Raw genomic sequence first — 23329 nt, forward strand, 5'->3', positions numbered from 1 at the left:
GCCCGTGCCCCGGTATGCGCCGGTAAGGCGCTGTGCGGGGCACACAGGCCCCGCTGCGCCCCCGGGAGAGCTAGGCCGCCGGGGAGATCCGCGCGCGCAGCAGACCCGCCAGGGCCTGCGCGAAGTCCACCGGATCGACCGGAAGGGTGACCGCGGCGTCCGCGCGGCTCCAGGTGGCCAGCCAGGCGTCCTGCGGACGGCCCATCAGGAGCAGGACGGGCGGGCACTGGAAGATCTCGTCCTTGATCTGCCGGCACACCCCCATGCCCCCGGCCGGGACCGCCTCGCCGTCCAGTACGCACACGTCGATGCCGCCCGCGTCCAGCTCCTTCAGGACGGCCGGCAGCGTCGCGCACTCCAGGAACTCCACCGGCGGCAGGTCCGTGGCCGGCCTGCGCCCGGCCGCCAGCCGCACCTGCTCCCGGGTGCCCGCGTCGTCGCTGTAGACCAGAACCCGCGCAGTCGCCCGCATTTCGTTCCTCCACGTGTCCCGTGAATCACGTTGATGTTGCGCGGGATGCTACTCCGTCCGACCCGGTGTCAACATCGGTTCGCACAGCCTCGCCCGGGGGACGGCCGGCGGGCGTCCGCAGGGCGATCTGATGGGCCGTTCGGGCCTTGCACACGCCCCTGACACTCCGAACGGCACCCCCCGGGGTGAGGGCGGGATAAGGGACCGACATAATGTCGGTCGTGGCGACAGCAACGACAGTAGATACCGGGCACGCGCACCCGACGGTCAACAGGCCGAACCTCGTCAGCGTGGGAACCATCATCTGGTTGAGTTCCGAGCTGATGTTCTTCGCGGCCCTCTTCGCGATGTACTTCACCCTGCGATCCGTGACAGGCGCCGAGTACTGGACAGAACAGGCTTCGGCCTTGAATCTGCCCTTCTCGGCGACGAACACGACGATCCTGGTGCTTTCCTCGCTCACCTGCCAGCTCGGCGTATTCGCCGCCGAGCGCGGTGACGTGAAGAAGCTCAGGACGTGGTTCATCATCACGTTCGTCATGGGTGCGATCTTCATTGGCGGCCAGGTGTTCGAGTACACCGAGCTGGTCAAGCACGAGGGCATGAGCCTCTCGTCCGGTCCGTACGGCTCGGTCTTCTACCTGACCACCGGCTTCCACGGTCTGCACGTGACGGGCGGTCTCATCGCCTTCCTGCTGGTCCTCGGCCGGACGTACGCGGCCAAGAGGTTCACCCACGAACAGGCCACGTCGGCCATCGTCGTGTCCTACTACTGGCACTTCGTCGATGTCGTCTGGATCGGCCTCTTCGCGACGATCTACCTGATCAAGTAGCGAACACGTCGCCGGGCAGGGCCCGGCACTCCATCCAGACACACCGACGCAGAAGATCCTGACACCGGGGTAATCCGTGAAAAAGCTCTCCGCACGACGACGCCATCCGCTGGCGGCGGTCGTCGTTCTACTCTTCGCGCTGGCGGTTACCGGGGGGCTGTACAGCGCCTTCGCGCCCGCGGGCAATGCGAAGGCCGACGAAACCGTCCAGTCCCTCGCCATCGAGGAGGGCCAGAAGCTCTACGCCGTCGGCTGCGCAAGCTGCCACGGGACCGGCGGTCAGGGTTCCTCTGACGGCCCCAGCCTGGTAGGCGTCGGCTCCGCTGCCGTCGACTTCCAGGTCATGACGGGCCGGATGCCCGCCCAGCAGCCCGGCGCCCAGGTGCCGAAGAAGCCCGTCATCTACACCCAGGCGCAGGCCGACCAGCTCGCCGCGTACATCGCCTCCCTCGGAGCCGGCCCGATCACGCCGACCGAGAAGCAGTACGACCCGGCGGGTGCCGACATCGCGAAGGGTGGCGAGCTGTTCCGCAACAACTGCGCGCAGTGCCACAACTTCACCGGTGAGGGCGGCGCACTGACGAACGGCAAGTACGCCCCCAACCTTGAGGGTGTCGAGCCGAAGCACGTCTACGAGGCCATGCTCACCGGCCCGCAGAACATGCCCTCCTTCCCCGACAGCACCATGCCGGAGAAGCAGAAGAAGGACATCATCGCGTACCTCCAGCACGTCAACGGCGAGAAGTCGACCAACCCCGGTGGCCTCAAGCTCGGTGGCCTCGGCCCCGTCTCCGAGGGTCTCTTCGGCTGGATCTTCGGACTGGGTGCGCTGATCGCTGTCGCCGTCTGGGTCGCGGCCCACACCGCTAAGGCCAAGAAGTCATGAGTAGCCAAGACATTCCCGAAGAGAAGCACCTGCCGAGCGAGCAGGGCGACACGCACCACGGTGCCGTGACAGTGGCGGACGACCCGTTCGCCGACCCCGGCCTGCCGGTTCACCGGCCGCGGATCCAGGACATCGACGAGCGGGCCGCGAAGCGGTCCGAGCGCACGGTGGCCCTGCTGTTCACGCTGTCGATGCTGGCGACGATCGCCTTCATCGCCTCGTTCGTGATCCTGCCGGTCGACAAGATCGTCTACATCTTCCCCATCGGGAAGGTGAGCGCTCTCAACTTCGCCCTGGGCGTGAGCCTCGGCGCGGCCCTCTTCTGCATCGGCGCGGGCGCGGTCCACTGGGCCCGCACCCTGATGTCCGACGTGGAGGTCGCCGCCGAGCGCCACGAGATCGCGGCCCCGCCGGAGGTCAAGGCGCAGGTCCTGCAGGACTTCGCGGACGGCGCGCGCGAGTCGGCCATCGGCCGCCGCCCGCTCATCCGCAACACGATGTTCGGTGCGCTGGCCCTGCTGCCGCTCTCCGCCGTCGTGATCCTGCGCGACCTGGGCCCGCTGCCCGAGGACAAGCTGCGCAAGACCATCTGGGCGAAGGGCAAGATGCTCATCAACCAGAACACGATGGAGCCGCTGCGCCCCGAGGACATCGTCGTCGGTTCGCTCACCTTCGCCATGCCGGAAGGCCTGGAGGAGGACGCGCACGACTTCCAGGTGCAGATCGCCAAGGCCGCCCTGATGATCGTCCGTATCCAGCCGGAGAACATCAAGGACAAGAAGGAACTGGAGTGGTCCCACGACGGGATCGTGGCCTACTCCAAGATCTGCACCCACGTCGGCTGCCCGATCAGCCTGTACGAGCAGCAGTCGCACCACGTGCTCTGCCCGTGCCACCAGTCCACCTTCGACCTCTCCGACGGCGCCCGAGTCATCTTCGGCCCGGCTGGTCACGCGCTCCCGCAGCTGCGGATCGGCGTCAATGACGAAGGTTTCCTCGAGGCGCTCGGCGACTTCGAAGAGCCCGTCGGTCCCTCTTTCTGGGAGCGCGGATGAGCACTGCCACTCAAACCAAAGAGCGCAAGGCTCCGGCCGGCGAGCGCGTAGCCGACTGGGCCGACGGCCGGCTGGGCATCTACAGCCTCGCCAAGGCCAACATGCGCAAGATCTTCCCGGACCACTGGTCCTTCATGCTGGGCGAGATCTGCCTCTACAGCTTCATCATCCTCATCCTCACGGGTGTGTACCTGACGCTGTTCTTCCACCCGAGCATGAACGAAGTGCACTACGACGGCTCGTACATCCCCATGCAGGGTGTGCAGATGTCGGAGGCCTTCAAGTCCACCCTGGAAATCAGCTTCGACGTCCGCGGCGGTCTGCTCATCCGGCAGATCCACCACTGGTCGGCGCTGATCTTCATCGCGGCGATGCTCGTGCACATGATGCGCGTGTTCTTCACCGGCGCGTTCCGCAAGCCGCGTGAGGTCAACTGGGTCTTCGGCTTCCTGCTGCTGGTCCTCGGCATGTTCACCGGTTTCACCGGTTACTCCCTGCCGGACGACCTGCTCTCGGGCACCGGTGTCCGCTTCATGGAAGGCGCGATGCTGTCCGTGCCGATCGTGGGCACGTACATGTCGTTCTTCTTCTTCGGCGGGGAGTTCCCCGGCGGCGACTTCGTGGGCCGGCTCTACTCGGTGCACATCCTGCTGCTGCCCGGCATCATGATGGGCCTGCTGGTGGCCCACCTGATCCTGGTCTTCTACCACAAGCACACCCAGTTCGCGGGCCCCGGCAAGACCGAGAAGAACGTCGTCGGCATGCCGCTGCTCCCGGTCTACATGGCCAAGGCCGGAGGCTTCTTCTTCCTGGTCTTCGGTGTCATCGCGGCCATCGCGGGCATCGCCTCGATCAACCCGATCTGGGCGCTGGGCCCGTACCGTCCGGACCACGTGTCCACCGGTGCGCAGCCCGACTGGTACATGGGCTTCTCCGAGGGCCTGATCCGCGCCATGCCGGGCTGGGAGATCAACCTGTGGGGCCACACCCTGGCCCTGGGCGTCTTCATCCCGTTCATGATCTTCCCGCTGGTCCTGGCCACGATCGCGGTCTACCCGTTCATCGAGTCCTGGGTCACCGGGGACAAGCGCGAGCACCACATCCTGGACCGCCCGCGCAACGCCCCGACGCGCACGGGCTTCGGTGTGGCATGGCTGACGTGGTACGTCATCCTGCTGATCGCCGGTGGAAACGACATGTTCGCGCAGTACTTCCACCTGTCGATCAACTCGATCACGTGGTTCGCCCGCATCGGGTTCTTCGTGGGCCCGGTCATCGCGTTCATCATCACCAAGCGGATCTGCCTCGGCCTCCAGCGCCGGGACCGGGACAAGGTGCTGCACGGTCGCGAGACCGGCATCATCAAGCGCCTGCCGCACGGTGAGTTCGTCGAGGTCCACGAGCCGCTCTCGCAGGGCAAGCTGCACACGCTCACCTCGTACGAGCAGTACAAGCCCGTCGAGATCGGCCCCACGGTCGACGAGAACGGTGTCGAGCGCAAGGTGAAGCTGCTCGAGAAGCTCCGCGCCAAGCTCAGCAAGGGCTACTACGGGGAGGACAACCAGATCCCCAAGCCCACGGTCGAGGAGTACAAGGAGATCCAGAACGGCCACGGCCACCACTGATCTCCCGCATCACGGCTTCACACGCTTCATGGTTCACGTAGTACGCACGACGCACCACGCACGACGCATGACTGCTTGAGGGACTGATTTCGGTCAGTCCTGGTGTCGCCACGGCGAGAGCCCCGTCCAGTGTCTGGACGGGGCTCTTTGCCGTCCCCGGGGCTGGATAGGCTGAACCCCTTCCCATTCGACGTGGAATCCTCGACGAGCAGCAGGAGCGGACCATGAACCTGGTGACCCCGGCAGGCGGCGACAGCGTGGCGGCCCGCGGCTGGCCGGGCCTTCTGGACGCCCTGCTGACCGGCCGGGACCTCAGCGCCGACGACACGGCCTGGGCCATGGACCGGATCATGCGCGGGGAGGCCACCGACGCCCAGATCGCCGGCTTCGCCGTCGCGCTGCGGGCCAAAGGGGAGACCGTGGCCGAGATCAACGGCCTGGTCCGCGCCATGTACGAACACGCCAACCTGATCGAGGTGCCGGGCCGGACGGTGGACATCGTCGGCACCGGCGGCGACGGGGCCAAGACGGTGAACATCTCCACGATGTCGGCCATCGTGGTGGCCGGTACGGGTGCCAAGGTCGTCAAGCACGGCAACCGGGCCGCATCCTCCGCGAGCGGCTCCTCGGACGTCCTGGAGAAGCTCGGCGTCAACCTGGACCTCACCCCCGCACGGGTCGTGGAGGTGGCCGAGGAAGCCGGCATCACCTTCTGCTTCGCGGTCAAGTTCCACCCCGCGCTGCGGCACGTGGCGGCGGCCCGCCGGGAACTCGGCATCCGCACCACCTTCAACTTCCTCGGCCCGCTCACCAACCCGGCGCGGGTCCGGGCCCAGGCCACCGGTGTGGCCGACGCGCGGGTGGCCCCGATCGTCGCGGGCGTGCTCGCGGAGCGGGGCTCCTCGGCGCTGGTCTTCCGCGGTGACGACGGGCTCGACGAGCTCACCACCACCGCGACCTCGCGGGTCTGGTGGGTCCGGGGCGGCGAGGTCCGGGAGCAGAGCTTCGACCCGCGCGACATCGGCATCCCGCTGGTGGACGTCTCCGCGCTGGCCGGCGCGGACGCCTCGTACAACGCGGACGTGGCCCGCCGCCTGCTGGCCGGCGAGACCGGCCCGGTCCGCGATGCGGTGCTGCTGAACTCGGCCGCGGCCCTGGTCGCCCTGGACCCGGGTACGGGCAGCCTGGAGGAGCAGCTCGCCGCCGGTGTCGTACGGGCCGCGGAGTCGGTGGACTCGGGCGCGGCCCGGGCGGCGCTGGCCCGCTGGTCGGCGGCGAGCAACGCCTGATCGGCTCCGTCCGACGGGATCCGGCCAAGATCCAGCACTGACCCCGGTCCGCCATGTGGACCGGGGTCTTGCATTCGGAAGATCGTGTGGCAGGATGCTCCTCAGGTCACGAGTGACAGCGTTTAGGCCCCGGCTTGCTGTCCGGCAACCCTCCTTCCGTGGCGGGGTGCCCCGGGTGATGACCAGGTCGTAGGCAGTGAGGTCTACGGCAAGCGCGGATCCCTCGAACACCAGGGGTCCTGGTCTCTCGAGGAGCGTTTCCGTGAGCAAGCGAATGCGATAGGGCGACTCCGCCCCTTCTTCACCCCTCGGAACAGGGTCGTTTCCGCGTACCCGCAGCACGTCTGCGTACGCCGAGCCGATCCGAACACTCCGGGGCATTCCCGTACCCCGAACGGCCGCAGCGCCGTATCCGCGTACGGGCACACCGAAGCCATTCACACCTGCCTGCCGGGAGATACCGCCATGTCCGCGACCCTGAACGCCGCCGCCGTCACCTCCGCCACCGAGGACCCCGCCTGCGCCGAGCCGCTGCCGGTCCTCGGCCGTGACGTCACCGTCCCGCTCGTCACCGGCGGCGAGGTCACCTACGCCGCCCTCGACTACGCGGCCAGCGCCCCCGCGCTGCAGCGGGTCTGGGACGACGTGGCCGCGTACGCCCCGTACTACGGCAGCGTCCACCGCGGCGCCGGGTACCTCTCGCAGCTCTCCACCGACCTGTTCGAGCAGAGCCGGGTCACGGTCGCCGAGTTCCTCGACTGCCGGCCCTCCGACCAGGTGATCTTCACCCGGTCCACCACCGACTCCCTCAACCTGCTCGCCGCCGTCATCCCGGCCGACTGCCAGGTCTTCGTCTTCGAGACCGAGCACCACGCCTCGCTGCTCCCGTGGACGAACGCGCAGGTCACCTACCTCAACGCCCCCCGCACCCCGGACGAGGCCGTCGCCACCCTGGAGCGGGCCCTCGCCGACCGCGACCCTTACGGCCCCGCGCTCGTCTGCGTCACCGGCGCCTCCAACGTCACCGGCGAGCTGTGGCCCGTCCGGGAACTCGCCGCCGCCGCGCACGCCCACGGCGCCCGCATCGTCCTCGACGCCGCCCAGCTGGCCCCGCACCACCCCGTCTCGGTCCAGGACCTCGACGTGGACTGGGTCGCCTTCTCCGGCCACAAGCTCTACGCACCCTTCGGCTCGGGCGTGCTCGCCGGCCGCGCGGACTGGCTGCAGGAAGCGGACCCGTACCTCGCCGGCGGCGGGGCCTCGCGCAAGGTGGCCCGCCGGGAGGACGGCGGCGTGGACGTCGAGTGGCACACCACCGCCGCCCGCCACGAGGCCGGCTCCCCGAACGTCATCGGCGTCTACTCCATCGCCTCCGCCTGCAAGGCGCTGAAGGAGGCCGGCTTCGAGAACCTCGTCGCCCGCGAGCAGCGCCTCATCGAAAAGGTCCGGGCCGGCCTCGCCGAGGTCCCTGCCGTCCGCGTCCTGTCCCTCTTCGGCGACGACGCCCCGCGGGTCGGCGTCATCTCCTTCGTGGTGGACGGCTGGAACAGCTCGCACTTCGCGGCCGCGCTCTCCGCCGAGTACGGCATCGGCGTCCGCGACGGCCTCTTCTGCGCCCACCCGCTGGTCCGCACCCTGCTCGGCAGCGAGCCGCAGGCCCAGGGCGAGTGCGGAGCCCCGGAGGCGGCCCCGGGCGAGCGCTCGCTCAACGCGATCCGCGTCAGCTTCGGCGCCGGCACCCCCGACGAGCACGTCGACCGCTTCGTCCGCGCCGTCAAGGAGCTCGTCGCGGACGGCGCCAAGTGGCAGTACCGCACCGAAGAGGGCCGCTGCGTCCCGGCCGTCTGACAGGCTGCGGGGAATGACCTACTGGGATCCGCTGCCCGCCCTCGCGGCGCTGCCCGCCGACTCCCCTTATGCGGGAGCCCGCTGGGACGGCCTCTGGGAGGAGCGCAACCGGCTCAACGTGCCGGGCCCGTTCTACGGGGCGATGACCGACACCTGCCTGACCGGTCGGCAGCTCGCGCCCGACCTGGTCCTGTACGACGACGTCTACGGCCAGGAGTTCGTGTACCGCCAGCCCCGTGATCCGGGAGAGGTCGCGGACCTCCGCGCGGCCGCTTCCGAGGAGGCCTGCAACGGGTACGGCCACGACGGGGACCTGTACTGGACACCGGAACGGCTCCGGGACTGGTGGCGGGAGCGTGGCCAGGTGCGCGAGTGGGCTGTGGGCGCGGGGTGGGGTGACTGGGTGACCCGGCCGTCCGACTGGATGAACGACGCCGCCGCCGGGGCCCGCGCCTACGTGGCGTACATGGACCACGGCCTCGGGGACTACCTGCGCGGCTATCTCTTCCGGCAGGAAGAGGGCCGCCCCGCCCGGGCGGGCGAGGCACTGCCCGTGCTCTGAAGCTACGCGTCGAGACCGATCGCGAACGCCGCTTCCAGGTCGTGCTGGGAGTACGTGCGGAACGCCACGTGCGTGTCCGTCGCCTCGACGCCCGGGATCTTGCTGATGCGGCCGGGGATGATGTCGGCCAGGTTCTCGTGCCGGGCCACCCGGACCAGCGCGATGAGGTCGTAGGTACCCGTGACCGAGTAGACCTCGCTGACGCTGTCCAGTGCGGCGATCGCCTCGGCGATCTCGGGGATCCGGTCCACGCTGGTCTTGATGAGCACGATCGCGGTGATCACGGTTGGCTGTCTCCCTCGACGGCGGTCACTGGTCGCCTCACTCTAGTCCCACGCCGGTAGCGGGCCCACGCGTAGAGGAAGCCCGCCGAGAAGCCCACCACGTGGGCCAGGTAGGCGACTCCGGGGCCGCTCGCCGCGCGGTGGGCCGCCAGCCACTGCAGGCCGAACCAGAACAGCAGCACGATCCACGCGGGGAACCGCAGGGGCAGGAAGAAGAGGAACGGGAACAGGCTCGTCACGCGGGCCCGGGGGAACAGGTACAGGAAGGCGCCCAGGACCGCGGAGATCGCGCCGGAGGCCCCGACCAGGGTCTGGTCCGAGGAGGCGTGGGCCGCCGCGTACGCCGCCAGGGCCAGGTAGCCCGTGCAGACGTAGAAGCAGAGGAAACCGGCCCGGCCCATGCGCTGCTCCGTCATCGCCCCGAAGACGTAGAGGAAGAGCATGTTGCCCAGCAGGTGCAGCCAGCTGCCGTGCACGAACAGCGCCGTCAACGGAGTGAGCAGCGCCCGGCCCGAGCCGGTGAACAGCTCGTCCGGGACCACGCCCCAGCGCCGGAAGTACGCCGTGCCCGTGGTCATGAGCTGGTCGCCCGTCCCGTAGACGGGGTTGAGTCCCGACGCCGGGCTCAGCACGAACACCACGCAGCAGCCGGCGATCAGCGCGTGGGTGACCACCGGGCCCCGGGCGGCCTCGCGTACGGCCTGCCACCTTACGATCATGCGAACGAGCATGACCCAGCCGGGCCCGCCGGCGGGTGCGGCAGGCCGTAGGGTTACGAGCTGTGCACGCGCACGCGCGCACGCGCCGCGCGCGGCACTCATGCCACGCATGCGATAGAAGAACAGAAGGAGAGAGCGGCCTGATGACGGTTCCCCTGCCGACCGACACCACCCGGTGGCGCTGCACCCTGTGCGGCAACCTCACGCGTTTCGACGTCACCCGTTCGTCGAAGGTCGTGGAGTACCTCCACCTGGACCTCGCCGGGGAGCCCAAGGTCGAGGAGCGCGAGGTGGTCAATGAGACCATCGAGTCGGTGCGCTGCCGCTGGTGCAACGCGGTGGACCAGATCGAGCTCGTGGACAGGCCGGGCGCGGACTCCTGAAGGAGCCCCGCCCGCAGGTGAATGACGGTAGGGGTGACGGATTGTGGAGCCAGCAAGCGGCGCTGAGCCGGCCGACGCGGCCGGCGACGCCGCGGAGGTGCTCGACCGCCCGCTGCCGGAAGGCGTGCGGCGCCGGGTCGTCGCACTCGTCTCCGACGCCTTCGGCGGGCTGACGGTCGCGGACCTCCCGGCGCAGCTGCGCCAGTACGCCCGTTTCACCCCGACCCGGCGCGCCAAGTTCGCGGGCAACGCCATGGCCACGGCCGTGGAGAGCGACCCGGTCTTCCGGGGCCGGGTCGCCGAGAAGCTCCGCGAGGCGCAGGCCGGGCTGGCCGCCGCCCTGGAGTCGGGCGCCCCGCCCGCCGCCGCCGATCCGCTGGACGTGGCGGCCGCGGCGTACGTGCTGCGGCCGGCCGGCTGGGTCAAGCTGGTCGCCGCGGCCGGCGAGGAGGCGCAGCGCGCCGACGCCGAGCGGGTCGACGAGGAGGCCCGCCGCGAGATGGAGCGGCTCCGCGAGGAGCTGGCCCACGTACGGGAACTGCAGCGCACGGGTGTCGACCAGGTGCGGGCCGAGCTGGAAGCGGCGCGCAAGGAAGCGGAATCGCTTCAGCGCAAGCTGCGCAGCGCCCTCAGCGACGTGAAGCGGGGCGACGCGGCCCTGCGCAAGATCAACGCGGAGGTCGACGGCATCCGCGCCGAGGCGGCCTCCCAGGTGACCACCGCCGAGAGCGAGACCCGGCGGCTCAAGTCCCGCCTCGCGGAGGTGGAATCGGCGCTGGAGACCTCGCGCCGGGCCACCCGCGAGGGGCGCAGCATCGAGGACATGCGGCTGCGCCTCCTGCTGGACACCGTGCTGGACGCGGCCGCGGGACTGCGCCGGGAGCTCGCGCTGCCGCCGGTCTCCACACGGCCCGCCGACACGGTGGAGGCGGTGGAGCCGGGCCGGATGACCCCGAAGGACATCGCGGCGCGCGCCCTGTCGGAGACCGACCCGGCGCTGCTGGACCAGTTGCTGGCACTGCCCCAGGCCCATCTGGTGGTCGACGGCTACAACGTCACCAAGACCGGCTACCCCACGATGCCGCTGGAGAAGCAGCGGCTGCGGCTGCTGGGCGGGCTGTCGATGCTCGCCGCGCAGACGGGCGCCGAGATGACCTGTGTCTTCGACGGGGCCGAGCTGGCGGCCCCCGTGCTGCTCGCGCCGCCGCGCGGGGTGCGGGTGCTGTTCTCCAAGGCCGGGGTGACGGCGGACGAGCTGATCCGCCAGCTGGTGCGCGCCGAACCGGCGGGCCGTCCGGTGGTCGTGGTCTCCACCGACCGGGAGGTCGCCGACGGGGTCGCCAAGGCCGGGGCGCGGCCGGTGGCGTCCGCCTTGTTGCTGAAGCGGCTTTCGCGCGTTTCGTAACTGCTGGGCCCAATGCCGGAATTGGCAGGGCCCCGCAGGAACGTACCGTCAAGTCGTCGGCACAGAGCGTGCACTGTAGGTAAAGAACCTGGTCGGACGGCGAGTTTTTTGCCGACAGGATTTGAACTGATCACAGAAGGGTCACTAGGGTCAGTCAAACCTTCGTGCGGTAGTTCACTCATTCGGGGTGGCAGCGAAGGTGTCGCCGAGCCTCGCGTTCCCTTCGGCGGCTCTAGGAAGAAGGAGCTCGCCTTCGTGGCGTCCCACCGTCGACCCAAGCAGCCGACCCGCATGCGCACCACCGTGCTCGGCGTCACCGCGGCGGCCGCCGTGGTCCTCTCGGGGCAGGCCGCCAACGCCGCCCCCGCCAAGCCGAACAAGGACGAGGTCAAGGCGAAGGTCGACGCCCTCTACGAAGAGGCGGAGCAGGCCACCGAGAAGTTCAACGGGGCCAAGGAGCGCCAGGACAAGCTCGAGACCGAGATCGGGCAGCTCCAGGACCAGGTCGCCCGCGGCCAGGAGGAGCTCAACGCGCTGCGCGGCACGCTCGGTTCGATGGCCAGCGCCCAGTACCGCAGCGGCGGCATCGACCAGTCCCTCGCGCTCTTCCTCTCGGCCGACCCGGACAACTACCTCGACAAGGCCTCCACGCTGGAGCAGCTGAGCGGTCAGCAGGTCGAAAGCGTCCAGAAGATCCAGGCCAAGCAGCGCACCCTCGCGCAGCAGCGCCAGGAGGCCGCCGGCAAGCTCACCGACCTCGACGCCACCCGCAAGGAGCTCGGCGAGAAGAAGAAGGCCTCCTCGGACAAGCTCGCCGAGGCCCAGGCGCTGCTGAACACCCTGACCGCCCAGGAGCGGCAGCAGATCAAGGACGAGGAGGGCCGCGCCAGCCGCGGCGCCGGCGAGCGCGTCCCCGACCTCGGCAACGCGAAGCCCTCCGGCCGGGCCGGCGCCGCCCTCGCGGCCGCCAAGACCAAGATCGGCAGCGCGTACATATCCGGGCACGAAGGCCCCAACTCGTTCGACTGCTCGGGCCTGACCCAGTGGGCGTACAAGCAGGCGAACGTGTCGATATCGCGCACCACCTTCACGCAGATCAACGACGGCACCCGGATCGGCAGGAGCCAGCTCCAGCCCGGTGACCTGGTGTTCTTCTACGGCGACCTGCACCACGTCGGCCTGTACGCGGGCGGCAACACGGTGCTGCACGCCTCGAACCCGCGCAGCGGCGTCAAGTACGAATCGATCGACAACATGCCGTTCCAGTTCGGCGTGCGCGTCGGCTGACGCCCCCTCCTGCACACAGGGTCCGTCCGGACGCGCCGTACACCGCCCATCCGGGCGAATTACGAAGCCCCGCTCCGACCACACGCCCCGCCGGTGACCTGCGTCTCCGACGGGGCGTCACTGTGCGTGCCCGCCGGAGGTCGTTGGCCGGTGCCCTTCCGCGCGGCTACTGTCTGCCAGCGCGGAACCCCGGCACACGGCCGTCCACGGAGGGCGGACCCGGGTCCCGCTCAGCAGGAGGGAGCGGTTTCACGTGGCGTCCCATCGCCGGTCCGGGCCCAGCGCCCTCGACCGGAACACCAAGGTCACCGTCCTCACCGCCGCCGCGGCGGGAGCGGCGGTCGCCATGTCGGGCGCACCCGCCGGTGCGGCCCCCGGCCTCCCGCAGGAGCCCTCCGCGGGCACCCGCGCCCAGGTCGACCGGCTCTTCGAAGAGGCCGAACAGGCCACCGAACGCTTCAACCAGGCAGGCGAGCGGGCCGGCCGGCTCCGCAGCGAAGTCGACCGGATCCAGGACGCGGTGGCCCGCGGACAGGACCGCATCAACACCATGCGCGGGGTGCTCGGCGCCTACGCCGGAGCCCAGTACCGGGCCGGCGGCATCGACCCCGCCGTCGAGCTGATGCTCTCCGAAGACCCCGACGACTACCTCGCCAAGGCCGCCGCCCTCGACCGGCTCTCCGGCCGGCAGGCCCGCCAGCTCGACGAACTGCGCTCCGAGCAGCGCCGGCTCGGCCAGGAACGCCGGGAGGCCTCCCGCAAGCTCGCCGAACTCGACGCCCTGCGCGCCGACGTGGCGAAGGAGAAGCGCGCCGTCACCGCCAAGCTCGCAGCCGCCCGCCGGCTGCTGAACGAGATGCCCACGCAGGAGCGCGCCGAGTTCGACCGGGCCTCGCGCTCCGCCGGCCGCCCCGACGGACTGCCCGACCTCCCCGACATCGCGGCCTCCGGGCCCGCCTCCGGGCGCGCCATGACCGCCGTGATGGCGGCCCGGTCCGCCGTGGGGCGGCCCTACGTGTGGGGATCCACCGGCCCCTCCGGCTTCGACTGCTCCGGGCTGATGGTGTGGTCGTACCGGCAGGCGGGCGTGGCCCTGCCGCGCACCTCGCAGGCGCAGCGGCACGCCGGGCGGCGGGTGTCGCTGTCGGAGGCGCGGCCGGGGGACCTGGTGACGTACCGCTCGGACGCCAGCCACGTCGGCATGTACGTCGGCAACGGCCAGGTGGTGCACGCCCCGTACCCGGGGGCGCGGGTGCGGTACGACCCCGTCGGGATGATGCCCGTGTCCTCGGTGACCCGGCCCTGAGGGCTGCGCTGCGTACGATCGGGTGATGTTCCCGGTCCTGGGCCGTACCCCGCGCTGTACCCCTCGGCGGCGCCCGCGCGTGCTGTCGCCGGTGCTGCTCTGCCTGTTGCTGCTGTGCGTGCCGCTCGCCGGATGCGGTTCCGGTTCCGGTTCCCCCTCGGGTTCCGGTTCCGGGGCCCCCTCGGCTTCGGCGGACCCCGTCGAGCGGGACGTGCGGCGGGCCGTCGCCGACTGGTCGGCGGCCCCGCCCGCGGCCCTCGCGGCGATCCCGCTGGAGGGATGGTCGTACGAGGTCTCGACGGTCCGGGTGGACGGCGTACGGGCCCTCGCGCGCGCCGAGCTGCGCTACCGGCTCACCGGCTACGACACCGCCCCCGCCGGCTCCGCCCGCGAGGTGGAGCTCACCCGTGACGGCGGCTCCTGGGCGGTGACCGCCGACCGGCCTGCCCCCGGAGCCCTGCCGCAGCTGTGGGACCAGGGCCCGGTGTCCGTGGAGCGCGGGGCGCACGCCCTGGTGCTCGGCGGCGCGGGCCAGGGCTCCGGCCCCCTCTCCGAGATCGCCGCCGAGGCCGACAAGGCGGTGCCCGCGGCGAGCGCGGCCTGGCCGCGGCCGTGGGCGGGCCGGGTGGTGGTGCTGGTGCCCGGCTCGCTCGACGCGATGGCGGCGCTGCTGGGGCGGCCCGCCGAGGAGTACCGGGGGCTCGGCGCCGTCACCACCGGGCGGACCGGGGCGGGGCCCGCCCCCGCGGACCGGGTCGTGGTGAACCCCGAGGGGTACGGGCAGCTCACGGCGGAGGGCCGCCAGGTGATCCTGACCCACGAGACCACCCACGTGGCCACCCGGGCGGCGACCACCTCCCGGACCCCGCTCTGGCTCTCCGAGGGCTTCGCGGACTGGGCCGCCTACCGCGACAGCGGCCGCACCCCGGCCGAAGCCGCGCCCTCCCTCGCCCGCGCGGTGCGGAGGGGGGAGCTGCCGGCGAGCCTCCCGGAGCCCGGGGCCTTCGCCTTCGGCGGGGACGCGGACGCTTTGGCGCGGGCCTACGAGGGCTCCTGGCTGGCCTGCCGGCTCATCGCCCGGCGCTGGGGGGAGCCGGCACTGGTCTCCCTCTACGAGAGCGCGGGCCGGGAGTCCCTCCCGACGGCCCTGCAGAAGTCCCTCGGCACGGACCCCGCGGCCCTGACCCGCGCCTGGCAGCAGTCTCTGACCGGGGAGTTCCGCTAGCCCGCGCCGTTGCCGGGGGCCGGCCCCCGGACCCCCGCTCCTCAAACGCCGGAGGGGCTGGATCTTGCGCATCGCGCCGCAGGTCACCTCGGGTCGCCTCCGGTAGGGTCGGCAGGCGATGGACAAGACGCTGATCGTGACCAACGACTTCCCGCCGCGGCCAGGAGGCATCCAGGCCTTCCTGCACAACATGGCGCTGCGCCTCGACCCCGACAAGGTCGTGGTCTACGCCTCCACCTGGAAGCACTCGGCCGAGGGCAGGGCCGCCACCGCCGCCTTCGACGCGGAGCAGCCCTTCCAGGTGGTCCGCGACCGGACGACGATGCTGCTGCCGACCCCCAGGGTCACCCGCCGGGCCGTGGGCCTGCTGCGCGAACACGGCTGCTCGTCGGTGTGGTTCGGCGCGGCGGCCCCGCTGGGGCTGATGGGGCCCGCGCTGCGCCGGGCGGGGGCGCGCCGGATCGTGGCGACCACGCACGGGCACGAGGCCGGCTGGGCGCAGCTGCCGGTCGCGCGCGGGCTGCTGCGGCGGATCGGCGAGGGCACGGACACCCTGACCTATCTGGGGGAGTACACGCGTTCGCGGATCGCCTCCGCCCTGACGGACCGGGCGGCGGCACGGATGACGCAGCTCCCGCCGGGCGTGGACGAGAAGACCTTCCACCCGGGGTCGGGCGGCGCGGAGGTCCGGGCGGGGCTCGGTCTGACGGACCGGCCGGTGGTCGTCTGCGTCTCGCGCCTCGTCCCCCGCAAGGGCCAGGACACGCTGATCGAGGCGATGCCGCGGATCCTGGCGGCGCTCCCGGACGCCGTCCTGCTCATCGTGGGCGGCGGCCCCTACGAGGCCGACCTGAAGGCCCTGGCCGCCCGGACCGGGGTCGCGGATTCCGTCGTGTTCACGGGCGCGGTCCCGTGGTCCGAACTGCCCGCCCACTACGGGGCCGGAGACGTCTTCGCGATGCCCTGCCGGACCCGGCGCGGCGGGCTCGACGTGGAGGGTCTCGGCATCGTCTACCTGGAGGCCTCCGCCACCGGCCTGCCGGTGATCGCCGGCGACTCCGGCGGCGCCCCGGACGCCGTACTGGACGGGGAGACGGGCTGGGTGGTCCCCGGCGGCGCCCCGGCCGAGACCGCGGAACGCGTCCTCGCCCTGCTCCGGGACCCGGCCCTGCGCGCGCGCATGGGCGGGCGCGGCCGTGCCTGGGTCGAGGAGAAGTGGCGCTGGGACCTGCTGGCGGAGCGGCTGCGCGAGCTGCTGTAACCCGCTCGCGTAGAGCGCAAGCAGCATCCCCTTTCCGTACGGAGGGGGGATTATCGCCCCCGGGGGCCCCATCGCGGGCAGAGTCGATCAAACCGCTCGGGCCGGGGCGCGGCCCGCCTACGGTCGAGCCATGTCTGACTGTTACTCAGAAGCGTGTCAGTGCGGGTTATGGCCGGTTGGGTGGAATCCACTCATGATGCGCCCATGACACCAAACCTGACGCGTCGTCACGTTCTCGGGCTGGGCGCCCTCTCGACCGCGGCCGCCCTCGGCTTCACCCGCATAGGCCTGCAGTCCGCAGCCGCCTCCGAGCCCGCGGCCTCGACGTACGCCCCGGCCATCGTCGTCGGCTCCGGCTACGGATCCGCCGTCGCCGCGCTCCGCCTCGGGCAGGCCGGGGTGCGGACCGTCGTCCTGGAGATGGGCCGGCTCTGGGACACCCCGGGCGCCGACGGGAAGATCTTCCCGGCCACCTCCGCCCCCGACCAGCGCTCGATGTGGTTCCGCAACCGCACCGAGGCCCCGCTCGCCCAGTTCCTCTGGCTGGACGTGGTCAACCGCAACATCGACCCGTACCCCGGCGTCCTGGACCGCGTGAACTACGGGGACATGTCGGTGTACGTGGGCCGCGGCGTCGGCGGCGGCTCCCTCGTCAACGGCGGCATGGCGCCCACGCCGAGGCGCTCGTACTTCACCGAGGTCATGCCCCGCGTGGACGCCGACGAGATGTACGGCACCTACTACCCCCGGGCCCGCGCCATGCTCGGGGTCAACGACATCGACCCGGCCTGGTTCGAGTCCACGGAGTGGTACCGCTTCGCCCGCATCTCCCGCAAGCACGCCCAGAAGACCGGCCTGCGGACCACCTTCGTCCCCAACGTCTACGACTTCGAGTACATGAAGCGCGAGGCCGCCGGCACCGCCACCCGGTCCGCCCTCGCGGGCGAGGTCATCTACGGCAACAACCACGGCAAGAAGAGCGTGGACAAGACCTACCTGGCCGCCGCCCTGGGGACGGGGAACGTCACCATCGAGACCATGCAGCGCGTGGTCGGCGTACGGCAGGACCCGGCCGGCGGGTACGTGCTGACCGTGCAGACCAGCGACCTCACCGGCCGCGTCACCCAGGTCCGCGAACTGGGCTGCAAGCAGCTCTTCCTCGGCGCCGGCAGCCTCGGCACCACCGAGATCCTGCTGCGCGCCCGCGAGACCGGCACCCTGCCCGCCCTGAACGACAAGGTGGGCCTCGGCTGGGGCCACAACGGCAACGTCATGACCGCCCGGGCCAACCACCTGTGGGACACCGTCGGCGCCAACCAGGCCACCATGCCGGCCCTCGGCATCGACGACTGGGACAACGCCTCGAACCCGGTCTTCGCCGAGATCGCCCCGCTCCCGATGGGCTTCGAGCACTGGATCTCGATGTACCTGGCCATCACCAAGAACCCGGAGCGCGGGCACTTCACCTACGACGCCGCCAGCGACTCGGCGAAGCTCCAGTGGACCCGGGACCAGAACACCCCGTCCGTCCAGGCCGCCAAGCGCCTCTTCGACCGGATCAACCGGGCCAACTTCACGATCTACCGCTACGACCTGTTCGGCGACAACAAGAACTTCGCCGACAACTTCACCTACCACCCGCTGGGCGGCTGCGTCCTCGGGGACGCGACCGACGACTTCGGCCGGGTGAAGGGCTACCAGGGCCTCTACGTCACCGACAGCTCGCTGATCCCCGGGTCGCTCGGCGTGAACCCCTTCGTGACCGTCACCGCGCTCGCAGAACGGAACATGGCGAGGGTCCTCGCCGAGGACCCTCGCTGACGAACCGGACCACTAGCCCCGGTAGAGGGCTTCGATCTCGTCCGCGAAGTCCTTCGCCACCACATTCCGCTTCAGCTTCAGCGAAGGCGTGATGTGCCCGGACTCCTCCGTGAACTGGGAGGGCAGAATGCGGAATTTCCGCACCGATTCCGCCTTGGAAACCGCCGCGTTGCCGTCGTCCACGGCCTTCTGGACGGCGGCGACGAGGTCCGCGTCCTCGCGCAGCTGGGCCGCCGTCGAACCGGCCGGCTTGCCGTGCTCCGCGGCCCACCGGCCGAGGAACTCCTCGTCGATGGTGACCAGCGCGGCCACGAACGGCCGCGCGTCGCCGACCACCATGCACTCCGCGACCAGCGCGTGCGCCCGGATCCGGTCCTCGATCACCGCGGGCGCCACGTTCTTGCCGCCCGCCGTGACGATGAGCTCCTTCTTGCGCCCGGTGATCGCCAGGTAGCCGTCCTCGTCGAGGGTGCCGACGTCGCCGGTGTGGAACCAGCCGTCGGTCAGTGCGTCGGCGGTGGCCGTCGGGTTGTTCCAGTACTCCTTGAAGATGTGCTCGCCGTGCAGCAGCACCTCGCCGTCGTCGGCGATGCGCACCACGGAGCCCGGGAGCGGCTGGCCGACCGTACCGATCTTCGTCTTGTCCCACGGGTTGAAGGCCGTGGCCGCGCAGGACTCGGTCAGGCCGTAGCCCTCCAGCACGGTGAAGCCGATGCCGCGGAAGAAGTGGCCGAGGCGCTCGCCCAGCGGCGCCCCGCCGGAGATCGCGTACTCGCCGCGCCCGCCGAGGACCGTGTGGAGCTTGCTGTAGACCAGCTTGGAGAAGAGCTTGTGCTTGAGCTTGAGGCCGAAGGACGGGCCGCCCGGCAGGTCCAGCGCGCGGCTGTACGCGATCGCGGTCTCGGCCGCCGCGTCGAAGATCTTGCCCTTGCCGTCGGCCTGCGCCTTGGCGCGGGCCGAGTTGTAGACCTTCTCGAAGACGCGCGGCACGCCGAGGATCAGCGTCGGCCGGAAGGACTGCAGCTCGTCGGTGAGGTTCTTGATGTCCGGTACGCAGCCCAGCCGGATCGGCGCCAGCACGGCCGCCACCTCCACCAGGCGGCCGAAGACGTGCGCGGCCGGCAGGAACAGCAGCACGGAGCACTCGCCGGTCCGGAACAGCGGACGCAGCCGGGCCACGATGTTCCCGCACTCGGCGAAGAAGCTGCGGTGGGTCAGCACGCAGCCCTTGGGTCGGCCGGTGGTGCCGGAGGTGTAGACGATGGTGGCCGGGTCGTCGGCGCCCGCGAGCGCGCTGCGCTCGTCGACCTCGGCGTCCGAGATCCCGGCGCCGGCCGCCTTCAGCGTCTCCAGGGCGCCCTGCTCGATCTCCCAGACCTCGCGCAGCTCCGGCAGCCGGTCGCGCAGGGCCGCCACGGACGCGGCGTGCCCGGCGGACTCCACGACGACGGCGACGGCGCCGGAGTCGCCGAGGATCCACTGGATCTGCTCGGGGGAGCTGGTCTCGTACACGGGGACGGTAACGGCGCCCGCGCTCCAGATCGCGAAGTCGATCAGCACCCACTCGTAGCGGGTGCGGGAGATCAGGGCGACCCGGTCGCCGGGCTTGATGCCGGCCGCGATCAGGCCCTTCGCCGCGGTGCGGACCTCGGCGAGGAACTCCGTCGCGGTGACGTCCTGCCACGCGCCGCCGACCTTGCGGGCCATGACGGCGGTGTCGGGATGCTGCGCGGCGTTGCGGCGGATGAGATCCGTCAGGTTCCCGTCCGACGGGACCTCGTACAGGGCCGGAAGGCTGAACTCGCGCAAGACTGCTGCTCCTCTGGGCGCCATCGCCACCATGTGGACCGACCGGACGTTACCCATCGGTAGGGGGTTCCGGATAGAGGGAACCGGCCAGATGTTCCCTGCGTCACATGTCGCGGCCGTGTCCTGCCGACATTAGTCGACCCGGTTTGCGACTCGGAAGTAACCGCAGGTCCGGCCGCCTGAGCCGATTCCCTCCCCGCGGTGGCCCGGCGCGCCTAGGGTGGCGGCATGGGTGGCTCTATGGGTGGTACGCAGAACCGGACACGGGTCCACGTCGTCAGCGACGTCCACGGCAACACCGAGGCCCTGGCGCGGGCCGGGGAAGGCGCCGACGCGCTGATCTGCCTCGGCGACCTCGTCCTCTTCCTCGACTACGCCGACCACTCGCGCGGCATCTTCCCCGACCTCTTCGGCGTCGAGAACGCCGATCACATCGTGGAGCTGCGCACCGCGCGCCGCTTCGAGGAGGCCCGCGAGTTCGCCCGCGGCCTCTGGGCCGGACTGGACCGGGACCGGCTGGTCGAGGGCGCGGTCCGGCGCCAGTACGCCGAAATGTTCGCCGCCTTCCCGAAGCCCACGTACGCCACCTACGGCAACGTGGACATCCCCGGCCTCTGGCCCGAGTACGCGGGCCCCGGCCTGACCGTGCTCGACGGACAGCGGGCCGAGATCGGCGGCCGGGTCTTCGGCTTCGTCGGCGGCGGACTGCCCTCCCCGATGCGCACGCCCTACGAGGTGCCCGAGGAGGAGTACGCGGCCAAGGTGGAGGCGCTGGGCGAGGTCGACGTGCTCTGCTCCCACATCCCGCCGGAGGTGCCGGAACTCTGCTACGACACCGTGGCGCGGCGCTTCGAACGGGGCAGCGGGGCGCTGCTCGCCGCGATCCGCAAGGTGCGGCCCCGGTACGCCCTCTTCGGCCACGTCCACCAGCCGCTCGCCCGGCGGATGCGGATCGGCGCCACCGAGTGCGTGAACGTCGGGCACTTCGCCGCCACGGGGAGGCCGTGGGCCCTGGAGTGGTGACCGGTCACGACGTGACGCGCGATAGCCTTCACGCGGCGGCCCCGGCCGTCCGCACACTTCCTCGAACTCCCCCCGGAGGAGCGACCGCGATGGCGGAACACACCAGCTCGAGCATCACGATCGAGGCGTCCCCGGCCGACGTCATGGCCGTGATCGCCGACTTCGCCCGCTACCCGGAATGGACCGGCGAGGTGAAGGAGGCCGAGGTACTGGCCAAGGACGACTCCGGCCGGGCCGCGCTCGTCCGGCTGCTGCTGGACGCCGGCGCGATCAAGGACGACCACACGCTGGCGTACACCTGGCCGGCGGAGAACACGGTCAGCTGGACGCTGGACAAGTCCCAGATGCTGCGGCAGCTCGACGGGTCCTACCAGCTGGCGCCGGTCGCCGGGGGCGCCCGCACCGAGGTCACCTACTCCCTGACGGTGGACGTCAAGATCCCGATGCTCGGAATGATCAAGCGCAAGGCGGAGAAGGTCATCATCGACCGCGCCCTGGCAGGCCTGAAGAAGCGCGTGGAAAGCCACCCCGGCGCCAACCCTTCTTAACGCGGAGCTCGCACCGCTGCGCGGGCTTCGCTCCGCTGCGCCGGACTCCGTCCGGCGGTGGCGGGTCGGCGGTGCGGCCACGGCCGCCTGTTGTGGGTGCCGGTGGGCGGGTGCGGCTGGGTGTGCCCTGCGGGGCTGGGTCCCCTACCCGCCCTTCGCCCGTTCCCCGGGCTGCGCCCGGGCCCCTTGCCGGGGGCGCTGCCCCCGGACCCCCGCTCCTCAAACGCCGGAGGGGCTGGGTGCATCCAGCCTCGCCGGCGTTTGAGGAGCGGGGTCTGGGGCGGAGCCCCAGGGGCTTGGCGGGTCCGGGCAGCGCCCGGGGAACGGTGGAAGGGCGGGTAGGGGACTCCGCCCGCGCAGCGGCAACGGTCGCAGCGGGGGGCCGGGGGCCAGGGCCCGGGTGGGGTTTCGTGGCGTGGCAGGCTGGCGGGGCCAGGGTCGGGCTCGCCGGGAGGCGGGGCCGGGCACACGCGGAGCTAGGAGCAGCATGCACACCCTTCTCGTCACCGGCCCCGGCGGCGCCGGACGCAGCACCGTCGCGGCCGCCACCGCGCTCGCCGCCGCACGGCAGGGCCACCGCGTGCTCCTCCTCACCGCAGACCCCACCGACCCCCCGGTCACCCCCCAGGGCAGCCTCCGCGTGTCCCGCGTCGACTCCGGCGAGGAGTTCCGCACGGAGCTGCTCTCGCTCCAGGAGCGCGGCTCCGCCCTGCTCGGGATGCTCGGCGCACGCCCGCTGCACACCGACGAGATCACCGAACTGCCCGGCGCCGAGCAGTTCGCGCTGCTCCGCGCCCTGCGGCGGGCCGCGCAGGAGCCCGGCACCGATCTCGTGGTGGTGGACCTCCCGCCGCTGCACCAGGCGATCACCACCCTCGCCCTCCCCGCCCAGCTCCGCCGCTACCTCGCCCGGCTGCTCCCCGCGGAGCGCCAGGCGGCCCGCGCCCTGCGCCCCGTACTGGCCCAGCTCGCCGGGGTCCCGATGCCCGCGCAGTGGCTGTACGAGGCCGCCGCCCGCTGGGACGAGGACCTGGCGGCCGTCCAGGACGTCCTGGAGGCCCCCACCACCTCCGTACGGCTCGTCGCCGAGCCCGGCCCCGCCGCCGACGCCGCGCTGCGCCTGGGCAGGCTCGGGCTCGCCCTGCACCGGCTGCCCGTCTCGGCGCTCGTCGCCAACCGGATGCTGCCCGCCGGGTCCGCCGACCCGTGGCTGTCGGGGCTCGCCGCGCAGCAGGAGAAGTACGCCGCCCAGTGGGCCGGGGACGAGAGCCTCCCGGTGCTCCCCGTACCCCACCTGGGCCGGGACCCGCACGGACCCGAGGAGCTGGCGGAGCTGGCTCCGGCCCCCGCCCCGGCGACCGTGCCGCGGCCCGTCTGGGCCGTCGAGGACCGGATCGCCGAGGACGGGGTGCTGCTGTGGAAGGTCCCGCTGCCCCGCGCGGAGAAGCGGGAGCTCGGCCTGGTCCGGCGCGGCGACGAGCTGCTGCTCACGGTGGGCCCGTACCGCAGGATCGTGCCCCTGCCCGCCGCGCTGCGCCGCTGCACGGTCTCCGGCGCCGCCCTCGCCGACGACGAGCTCCGCATCCGCTTCACCCCGGACCCGGGCCTGTGGCCCCGGAGCGGGGACGAGGCGTAGCCGAGCCGTAGCAGACGGCCCCGGGGGCCTGGGGGGCGTACCGCCGTTCGGG

The 23329-nt window shown here is 71.6% G+C and carries 21 protein-coding genes and 1 riboswitch; of the genes, 17 read left to right on the forward strand and 4 right to left on the reverse strand.

Going from position 1 to position 23329, the window contains the following annotated elements:
* Positions 1–70 precede the first annotated feature (70 nt).
* Complete coding sequence (locus NLX94_RS16255) at positions 71–472, reverse strand: hypothetical protein (RefSeq protein ID WP_254383462.1); 402 nt, start codon at positions 470–472, stop codon at positions 71–73.
* A 212-nt stretch (positions 473–684) separates the two neighbouring features.
* On the opposite strand from NLX94_RS16255, the gene NLX94_RS16260 reads away from it, so the two are divergent.
* From NLX94_RS16260 to NLX94_RS16290, 7 genes are all read left to right on the forward strand, one after another.
* The gene (locus tag NLX94_RS16260) at positions 685–1305 is read left to right on the forward strand and encodes a heme-copper oxidase subunit III (RefSeq protein WP_008738823.1); all 621 of its coding nucleotides are present in this window, start codon (positions 685–687) and stop codon (positions 1303–1305) included.
* 76 nt (positions 1306–1381) lie between these two features.
* Positions 1382–2191 carry a c-type cytochrome gene (locus NLX94_RS16265; RefSeq protein ID WP_254383464.1) on the forward strand — a complete coding sequence of 270 codons (810 nt, stop codon included), beginning with the start codon at positions 1382–1384 and terminating at the stop codon, positions 2189–2191.
* Positions 2188–3246: a Rieske 2Fe-2S domain-containing protein gene (locus NLX94_RS16270; RefSeq protein ID WP_254383466.1), complete on the forward strand. Its 1059-nt coding sequence runs from the start codon at positions 2188–2190 to the stop codon at positions 3244–3246. The genes NLX94_RS16265 and NLX94_RS16270 overlap by 4 nt, the downstream gene beginning before the upstream one ends.
* Positions 3243–4871, forward strand: a complete 1629-nt coding sequence (locus tag NLX94_RS16275; RefSeq protein ID WP_254383468.1) for a cytochrome bc complex cytochrome b subunit — start codon at positions 3243–3245, stop codon at positions 4869–4871. Before NLX94_RS16270 ends, NLX94_RS16275 begins: the two co-directional genes overlap by 4 nt.
* A gap of 224 nt (positions 4872–5095) precedes the next feature.
* The gene (gene trpD / locus NLX94_RS16280; RefSeq protein WP_254383470.1) at positions 5096–6160 is read left to right on the forward strand and encodes an anthranilate phosphoribosyltransferase; all 1065 of its coding nucleotides are present in this window, start codon (positions 5096–5098) and stop codon (positions 6158–6160) included.
* A 104-nt stretch (positions 6161–6264) separates the two neighbouring features.
* Positions 6265–6381, forward strand: a riboswitch (SAM riboswitch).
* A gap of 244 nt (positions 6382–6625) precedes the next feature.
* Entirely contained in the window at positions 6626–8008 is a 1383-nt protein-coding gene (locus NLX94_RS16285; protein WP_254383472.1) for an aminotransferase class V-fold PLP-dependent enzyme, read from the forward strand.
* 13 nt (positions 8009–8021) lie between these two features.
* Complete coding sequence (locus NLX94_RS16290) at positions 8022–8570, forward strand: ferredoxin (protein ID WP_254383473.1); 549 nt, start codon at positions 8022–8024, stop codon at positions 8568–8570.
* 2 nt (positions 8571–8572) lie between these two features.
* On the opposite strand, the gene NLX94_RS16295 is transcribed toward NLX94_RS16290, so the two are convergent.
* On the reverse strand, positions 8573–8854 hold the full coding sequence (locus NLX94_RS16295) for an Lrp/AsnC ligand binding domain-containing protein (RefSeq protein ID WP_031148522.1): 282 nt from the start codon (positions 8852–8854) through the stop codon (positions 8573–8575).
* Complete coding sequence (locus NLX94_RS16300; RefSeq protein WP_254383474.1) at positions 8851–9573, reverse strand: rhomboid family intramembrane serine protease; 723 nt, start codon at positions 9571–9573, stop codon at positions 8851–8853. Before NLX94_RS16300 ends, NLX94_RS16295 begins: the two co-directional genes overlap by 4 nt.
* Positions 9574–9716: 143 nt before the next feature.
* Between NLX94_RS16300 and NLX94_RS16305 the strand changes: the two genes are divergently transcribed.
* From NLX94_RS16305 to NLX94_RS16335, 7 genes are all read left to right on the forward strand, one after another.
* On the forward strand, positions 9717–9956 hold the full coding sequence (locus tag NLX94_RS16305; RefSeq protein WP_254383475.1) for a hypothetical protein: 240 nt from the start codon (positions 9717–9719) through the stop codon (positions 9954–9956).
* 40 nt (positions 9957–9996) lie between these two features.
* Positions 9997–11361 carry an NYN domain-containing protein gene (locus NLX94_RS16310; protein ID WP_254383948.1) on the forward strand — a complete coding sequence of 455 codons (1365 nt, stop codon included), beginning with the start codon at positions 9997–9999 and terminating at the stop codon, positions 11359–11361.
* Positions 11362–11616: 255 nt separating this feature from the next.
* On the forward strand, positions 11617–12648 hold the full coding sequence (locus NLX94_RS16315) for a C40 family peptidase (RefSeq protein WP_254383476.1): 1032 nt from the start codon (positions 11617–11619) through the stop codon (positions 12646–12648).
* A gap of 253 nt (positions 12649–12901) precedes the next feature.
* Positions 12902–13954: a C40 family peptidase gene (locus NLX94_RS16320; RefSeq protein ID WP_254383477.1), complete on the forward strand. Its 1053-nt coding sequence runs from the start codon at positions 12902–12904 to the stop codon at positions 13952–13954.
* A gap of 25 nt (positions 13955–13979) precedes the next feature.
* A complete protein-coding gene (locus NLX94_RS16325) occupies positions 13980–15179 on the forward strand; it encodes a DUF4412 domain-containing protein (RefSeq protein ID WP_254383478.1) in 1200 nt (399 codons plus the stop codon).
* Positions 15180–15297: 118 nt separating this feature from the next.
* Positions 15298–16440: a glycosyltransferase family 4 protein gene (locus tag NLX94_RS16330; protein ID WP_254383479.1), complete on the forward strand. Its 1143-nt coding sequence runs from the start codon at positions 15298–15300 to the stop codon at positions 16438–16440.
* Between the two features lie 204 nt (positions 16441–16644).
* Complete coding sequence (locus NLX94_RS16335; RefSeq protein WP_254383481.1) at positions 16645–18261, forward strand: GMC oxidoreductase; 1617 nt, start codon at positions 16645–16647, stop codon at positions 18259–18261.
* Between the two features lie 12 nt (positions 18262–18273).
* Here NLX94_RS16335 and NLX94_RS16340 read toward each other — a convergent pair whose 3' ends face one another.
* Positions 18274–20070, reverse strand: a complete 1797-nt coding sequence (locus NLX94_RS16340) for a long-chain fatty acid--CoA ligase (RefSeq protein ID WP_254383483.1) — start codon at positions 20068–20070, stop codon at positions 18274–18276.
* Positions 20071–20298: 228 nt separating this feature from the next.
* Between NLX94_RS16340 and NLX94_RS16345 the strand changes: the two genes are divergently transcribed.
* From NLX94_RS16345 to NLX94_RS16355, 3 genes are all read left to right on the forward strand, one after another.
* On the forward strand, positions 20299–21093 hold the full coding sequence (locus NLX94_RS16345; RefSeq protein ID WP_254383485.1) for a metallophosphoesterase: 795 nt from the start codon (positions 20299–20301) through the stop codon (positions 21091–21093).
* 89 nt (positions 21094–21182) lie between these two features.
* Entirely contained in the window at positions 21183–21641 is a 459-nt protein-coding gene (locus tag NLX94_RS16350; protein ID WP_254383487.1) for an SRPBCC family protein, read from the forward strand.
* A gap of 487 nt (positions 21642–22128) precedes the next feature.
* Entirely contained in the window at positions 22129–23277 is a 1149-nt protein-coding gene (locus NLX94_RS16355; protein WP_254383488.1) for an ArsA family ATPase, read from the forward strand.
* Positions 23278–23329 lie beyond the last annotated feature (52 nt).

The organism is Streptomyces sp. TBY4 (assembly GCF_024213195.1).
Classification (GTDB): Bacteria; Actinomycetota; Actinomycetes; order Streptomycetales; family Streptomycetaceae; genus Streptomyces.

Bases quoted from the DNA above. Each gene is read 5' to 3' on its own strand.
- NLX94_RS16330 (WP_254383479.1), top strand. From the start codon at position 15,298: ATGGACAAGACGCTGATCGTGACCAACGACTTCCCGCCGCGGCCAGGA.
- NLX94_RS16305 (WP_254383475.1), top strand. From the start codon at position 9,717: ATGACGGTTCCCCTGCCGACCGACACCACCCGGTGGCGCTGCACCCTG.
- NLX94_RS16285 (WP_254383472.1), top strand. From the start codon at position 6,626: ATGTCCGCGACCCTGAACGCCGCCGCCGTCACCTCCGCCACCGAGGAC.
- NLX94_RS16350 (WP_254383487.1), top strand. From the start codon at position 21,183: ATGGCGGAACACACCAGCTCGAGCATCACGATCGAGGCGTCCCCGGCC.
- trpD (WP_254383470.1), top strand. From the start codon at position 5,096: ATGAACCTGGTGACCCCGGCAGGCGGCGACAGCGTGGCGGCCCGCGGC.
- NLX94_RS16345 (WP_254383485.1), top strand. From the start codon at position 20,299: ATGGGTGGCTCTATGGGTGGTACGCAGAACCGGACACGGGTCCACGTC.
- NLX94_RS16325 (WP_254383478.1), top strand. From the start codon at position 13,980: ATGTTCCCGGTCCTGGGCCGTACCCCGCGCTGTACCCCTCGGCGGCGC.
- NLX94_RS16335 (WP_254383481.1), top strand. From the start codon at position 16,645: ATGACACCAAACCTGACGCGTCGTCACGTTCTCGGGCTGGGCGCCCTC.
- NLX94_RS16300 (WP_254383474.1), bottom strand. From the start codon at position 9,573: ATGATCGTAAGGTGGCAGGCCGTACGCGAGGCCGCCCGGGGCCCGGTG.
- NLX94_RS16355 (WP_254383488.1), top strand. From the start codon at position 22,129: ATGCACACCCTTCTCGTCACCGGCCCCGGCGGCGCCGGACGCAGCACC.
- NLX94_RS16290 (WP_254383473.1), top strand. From the start codon at position 8,022: ATGACCTACTGGGATCCGCTGCCCGCCCTCGCGGCGCTGCCCGCCGAC.
- NLX94_RS16260 (WP_008738823.1), top strand. From the start codon at position 685: ATGTCGGTCGTGGCGACAGCAACGACAGTAGATACCGGGCACGCGCAC.
- NLX94_RS16255 (WP_254383462.1), bottom strand. From the start codon at position 472: ATGCGGGCGACTGCGCGGGTTCTGGTCTACAGCGACGACGCGGGCACC.
- NLX94_RS16275 (WP_254383468.1), top strand. From the start codon at position 3,243: ATGAGCACTGCCACTCAAACCAAAGAGCGCAAGGCTCCGGCCGGCGAG.
- NLX94_RS16270 (WP_254383466.1), top strand. From the start codon at position 2,188: ATGAGTAGCCAAGACATTCCCGAAGAGAAGCACCTGCCGAGCGAGCAG.